Here is a 4,010-nt window from a genome sequence, read left to right on the forward strand (position 1 = left end):
CGCCTCCGCCCCCGCCTCCTCCGCCGCCGCCCCCGGCGTCGAGCGCGGCGGTGCCGCGGCAGGCGGGGGCGCGCACGGTGCGCAGGCGGTTGTCGTTGGCGTCGATGCCGCACATCGTCGACCACTGCTTCTATCGGCAGCCGCCGGGCTGGACGGACATGTCCGACCTGTTCCCGGTCGTTCCCATGACCGAGGTGCTCGAACTGATGATCGCCGAGGCGGCGGCGACGATGCCCGGGCGGGTGCAGATCGGGCTGCGGGACGTGCGCGCGCTGCGCTGGCTCGCGATCGAACCGGCCGTCGAGGTCGCGATCACGGTGAGCCCGGCGGGGCCGGACGCCGTCCGGGTGGTCATGGAGGGCTACGCCCGCGGCACCGTGCTGTTCGCCGACGCCTACCCCGAGCCGCCGCGCGCGAGCGCGGTCACCGCCGACCTGCCGACCGGCCCCACCGGCGGCCCGACGCTGCCCGGGGAAGGGCCTTCCCGGCACGAGGGCGCCGATCTCTACGCGGCACGCTACCTGTTCCACGGGCCCGGCTACCAGGGGCTGCACCGCATCGAGGCGCTCGGCGCCGCGGGCATCCGCGGCCGGCTGCGGGTGCCGTCCGCCTCCGGCGCGCTGCTGGACAACGCCGGCCAGCTCTTCGGCTACTGGGCGATGACCCATCTCGCGCACGACTCGCTGCTGTTGCCGCAGGCCATCGCCGACCTGCGTTTCCACGGCCCGGCGCCGGCCCGCGGCGACCTGGTCGACTGCGTGGTGCGCATCCGGGAGGTCACCGAGCGCACCGTCACCGCCGACCTGGAGCTGCGCCGCGCCGACGGCCGGCTGTGGGCGGTGGTCTCCGCGTGGACGGATCGCCGCTTCGCCAATGACGACGTCCTGTGGGCGATGGTGCGTTCCCCGGAGCTGCACACCGTCGCTCAGCCGTCCGGTGAGGGCTGGCTGATCGCGCGGGACCGGTGGCGGGACTCGGCGTCGCGCGAACTGATCGTCCGCCACTACGCCGACGCCGCCGACCGGGCCCGGCTCGCGGCGCTCAATCCGAGGGCCGCCCGGGGCCGCCTGCTGGGACGCATCGCCGCCCAGGACGCGGTCCGGCAGTGGCTGTGGAACCGCGGTGCGGGACCCGTCTGGGGCATCGAGGTCGGCCTCGACCACGACGAGCTCGGCGCCCCGCGGGTGCGCCCGCTGCCCACACGGCCCGGCATCCCGGCGACCGACCCACCGCGGATCTCGCTGGCCCACAAGCCGGAGCTGGCGGTGGCGCTGGTGTCCGCGGACGGCCCGGTCGGCATCGACATCGAACAGATCGTGTCGCGGGCGCCCGGCGTGGAGAAGGCGGCGCTCGCGCCGTCCGAGCTGCGCCTGCTCGACCAGCTCACCGCCGTCGACGGCCATGGCGGCGACGCGAGCGGTCACGGCGGCGACGCGAGCGGCGGCGACGACGCCCAGGAGCGGCGCGCGCTGTGGTTCACCCGGTTGTGGGCGGCGAAGGAGGCGGTCGCGAAGGCGGAGGGGACCGGCCTCGCCGGCCGGCCGCGCCGCTTCGTCGTCGACCTGCCCCATCTCGAGGCACCCCGTCACGGCAGACCGGGCTCGCCGGTTTCGCCCGGTGCGGGAGGTGGCGGCGGGGACGTCGCCGAGGCGCCGTTGATGCTGCGCGTCACCATCCACGCGGACGGTCCGGACGGACCGTGCCCACGGCGATCGCGGTGGGTGGCGTTGCGTACCGTGGACGGCACCGGCCGGGTCCGCCCGGACGGCGCTGGGGCGACGTCGCCCGGGCGGCCGCGGCCGCGGGGCGCCGATGAAAAGAACGCGGCCAGCGGGGCGCACAGCGCCGACCGAGCTGGCCATGATGCCGTGCGGGGGCCGGCCCCCGCCGGGGGCGATCGGGCCGCCGCGACCTACGTGGTCGCCTGGACCTCCCCCGAGGTCGAGGCGAAACGGCCGTCCAGCGAGAGCGAGAGGGAGTGAACGAGCATGTCCGGTGAAGGTGCGGCGCGGCAGGCGGAGATCGAGGCCCGCGTGCTCGGCGAGGTCTCCGAGGACCTGCGGGACGTGATCGGCGAGGAGTACGCCGTCGACATGGAGATCACCATGGAGACGACGTTCAGCCACGATCTGGAGCTCGAGAGCATCGAGTTCGTGGCGCTGGCCGACCGGCTGCGCGAGCGGTACGGCGCGGCCGTCGACTTCGTCGGCTTCCTCGCCACGATGGACGTCGACCAGGTCATCAACATGCGCGTCGGCGAGGTCGTCCGTTTCATCGTCGACAGCCTGCCCACCCCGGCGACCGCGGGCTCGGCCTGACCCGCGCGCCCGCCGCAAAGGAGAGTTGTAGTGGCTGAGGTCCTCGCGAACGACGTCCGGTTGCACGTGCAACGTCTCGAGCCTCGGGGCGGGGCGTCACCGGACGCGCCGGTCGTCGTGATGGTGCACGGCATGGTGATGGACAACATGTCCAGCTTCTACTTCGCGCTGGGCACCTGCCTGGCCGACGCCGGCTGCGACGTGATCTGCTACGACCTGCGAGGCCACGGCCGCAGCGAGCGCACCCCGGCGGGCTACCGGCTCGCCGACTCGCTGGCCGACCTCGCCGGGCTGCTCGACGCGCTCGGCGTCGACCGCCCGGTGCACGTCGTCGGCAACAGCTACGGCGCGACGATGGCCCTGGCCTTCGGGCTGGAGTCGGCCGAGCGGGTGGCGAGCCTCACGCTCATCGAGCCGCCGTTCCTCATCGACGGGCTCGGCGAGGAGATGGCCCGGTCACTGACCCAGATCCTGGTCGCGATGTCCGACGACGAGGTCCAGGAGTGGCTCGAGAACGGGGCCGGGCGGGTTGCCGGGCGGGCGACCCGGGCCGCGCGGCGCCTGCTTCAGGAGACGACGATCGCCAGCGACATGCTGGCGACGCCGCCGTTCTCGCCGACGGCGCTGTCCGCCCTGTCCGTGCCCGTGCTCGCCGTCTACGGGGAGAACTCCGACATCATCGGGCAGGCCACCGGGCTCGCCTCGCTCGTGCCCGACTGCACGCTGATCGTGCTGGCGCACCACACCCACATGGTGCTGCGCGAGGCCACCGGCTACCTGCGCGAGCTGCTGCGCTGGTGGCTGTTCGACCGTGCCACCCCCGCCCCGCCCTACGTGCGGGCCACGACGCGGCGCTTCGAGACCCCGCAGTGGGTGACACAGATGGTGCCGCCGCCGGACCTCAACGCCGAGCGCCGCGGGGAGCTCGCGGAGGGCTCGCGCCGGTGAGTCGGGTCCTGTTCGTCGTGCCCCCGCTGACGGGGCACGTCAACCCGGCCGTCGGCGTCGCCAGCGAACTGCTGGCCCGCGGGCACGAGGTCGCCGTCGCCGGCCATGCCGGGGTGATCGGCGGACTCGTCCCGCCCGAGGTTCCGTTACGCGCCCTGCCGGAGCACGGCAGCGACGCCGACCGGGATGCGTTCGTCGCCCGTTCCCGGGCCCTGCGCGGGCCCGCGTCGCTGAAGTTCCTGTGGGAGGAGTTCCTGCTGCCGCTCGCCGCGGCCAGCGCGCCGGCGATCGAGGACGTCGTCGACGACTTCCGCCCCGACGTGCTGATCGCCGACCAGCAGGCGCTGGGGGCGGCGCTGGTCGCCCGGCGCCGCGGGCTGCGCTGGGCGACGCTCGCGACGACGTCCGCCGAGCTCGACGATCCGTACGGGGTGCTCGCCGGCCTCGGCCAGTGGGTCCGCGACCTGCTCCGGGACTTCCAGCTCGGCCAGGGCGTCAGCGCCGCCGACGCGGCCCGCGGCGACCTTCGCTTCTCCGACGACCTCGTCATCGTCTTCTCCGTGCGCGACCTGCTGCGCGGCTCGCGCACCCCGGACACGCCGGCCAACACCGTGTTCGTCGGCAGCGCGGCGGGCGGGCGGCGGGCGGCGGGCGGGCCCTTCCCCTGGGACTGGCTCGTCACCGGCGACCAGGTCGTCCGCAGCGGCGCCGGGCTGCGGATCAAGTACGGCCGGGCCGGGGCGT

At 74.9% G+C, this 4,010-nt stretch carries 4 protein-coding genes; all 4 read left to right on the forward strand.

The genetic code is table 11. The features are described from left to right. The first annotated feature begins 104 nt into the window (after window positions 1–104). The gene (locus tag C1A33_RS37540; protein WP_279354682.1) at window positions 105–1,982 is read left to right on the forward strand and encodes a 4'-phosphopantetheinyl transferase superfamily protein; all 1,878 of its coding nucleotides are present in this window, start codon (window positions 105–107) and stop codon (window positions 1,980–1,982) included. A 6-nt stretch (window positions 1,983–1,988) separates the two neighbouring features. Continuing rightward, window positions 1,989–2,318 carry a phosphopantetheine-binding protein gene (locus tag C1A33_RS21605; RefSeq protein ID WP_101833221.1) on the forward strand — a complete coding sequence of 110 codons (330 nt, stop codon included), beginning with the start codon at window positions 1,989–1,991 and terminating at the stop codon, window positions 2,316–2,318. A 30-nt stretch (window positions 2,319–2,348) separates the two neighbouring features. Further along, entirely contained in the window at window positions 2,349–3,266 is a 918-nt protein-coding gene (locus C1A33_RS21610; RefSeq protein ID WP_101833222.1) for an alpha/beta fold hydrolase, read from the forward strand. Next, window positions 3,263–4,010, forward strand: a 748-nt coding sequence (locus C1A33_RS21615; RefSeq protein WP_480014661.1) for a glycosyltransferase family protein, incomplete at its 3' end; no start/stop codon positions are given. The genes C1A33_RS21610 and C1A33_RS21615, both read left to right, overlap by 4 nt.

The organism is Frankia canadensis, from assembly GCF_900197875.1.
Classification (GTDB): domain Bacteria; phylum Actinomycetota; class Actinomycetes; order Frankiales; family Frankiaceae; genus Frankia; species Frankia canadensis.

Bases quoted from the DNA above. Each gene is read 5' to 3' on its own strand.
- C1A33_RS37540 (WP_279354682.1), top strand. From the start codon at position 105: ATGCCGCACATCGTCGACCACTGCTTCTATCGGCAGCCGCCGGGCTGG.
- C1A33_RS21605 (WP_101833221.1), top strand. From the start codon at position 1,989: ATGTCCGGTGAAGGTGCGGCGCGGCAGGCGGAGATCGAGGCCCGCGTG.